The sequence below is a fragment of the Streptomyces sp. NPDC048275 genome (assembly GCF_040652275.1).
GTDB lineage: Bacteria > Actinomycetota > Actinomycetes > Streptomycetales > Streptomycetaceae > Streptomyces.
Genome location: NZ_JBEZLR010000276.1, coordinates 1 through 1,001 on the forward strand (window position 1 = coordinate 1; position 1,001 = coordinate 1,001).

At 71.9% G+C, this 1,001-nt stretch carries 1 protein-coding gene; it reads right to left on the reverse strand.

The window, feature by feature from the left end:
* The coding region (locus tag AB0D57_RS47915; RefSeq protein ID WP_362088801.1) for an FAD-dependent oxidoreductase at positions 1-1,001 on the reverse strand (1,001 nt) is incomplete at both ends.

Sequence of the window (1,001 nt, forward strand, 5' to 3'; positions counted from 1 at the left end):
TCCTTGACGCCGGCACCGCTGCGCCCGCTGATGCTGAGCGCGTTGACCTTGTCGTTCGGGTAGGAGAACTGGGTGGTGCCCCCCTTCCGGCCGAGGCTGAGGCACTGCCCGGCGAAGAACATCCGAACGGGAGAGGCCTTCTTCCCCGCGATCCGGCGCAGGACCGTGTCGGCGGCGGCCGGGCCCAGCTGCGTGGCGGCCTGGCAGCTCAGCCGGAACGGGTGGTCCGGCATCACTCCCGCGTCTCCGGCGGCGATGATGCGCTCGTCGTCCACGTAGGTCAGCGTCGTGTCGGTGATCAGACGGCCCTCTTCGTTGGTGCGCAGCCCGCTGCGGGCGGCCAGGTCCGGGATACGGAATCCGGCGGTCCAGATCGTCACCGTGCTGGGCAGCTCGCGGCCGTCGCTGAGCCGTACGGCGTCGGCTGTCACCTCCGCCACCCGCGTACCGGCTCCTTCGATGACGGTCACACCCAGCTTGGCGAGCCGGCGGGCGACCGGGCGGCGGACCCGGGCATGCAGGGACGGGCCGAGCACCTTGCCGCAGACCAGGGTGACCTTGTGGCCCACTTCCGCCAGCTCGGCGGCGGTCTCCAGGCCGGTCGGGCCGGCCCCGACCACGGTCACCGGAGCCGACGCGGGCGCCGCATCCAGCGCCGACTTCAGTCGTTCCGCCCCCTCGAGGTCCGACACCGAATGAGCGAACTGGGCCGCTCCGGGGACGCCGGGATCGGCGGCGCCGCTGCCCACCGCGTAGACGAGGTAGTCGTAGGAGACCGTGCCCCCGCCCGCCAGCGACACCTGACGCTCGGCGGCGTCGATCTGGGTCGCGGTGTCGACCACCAGCCGGACGTTCTTGCCCATGACCCTGTCGAAGCCCTCGACCGCGTCGTCGGAGCCGGTCACGAGCTGGTGCAGGCGGATCCGCTCGACGAACTCGGGACGCGGATTGATCACGGTCACCGACACGCCGTCGCGACGGGCCAGCTTGTTGGCCGCCGT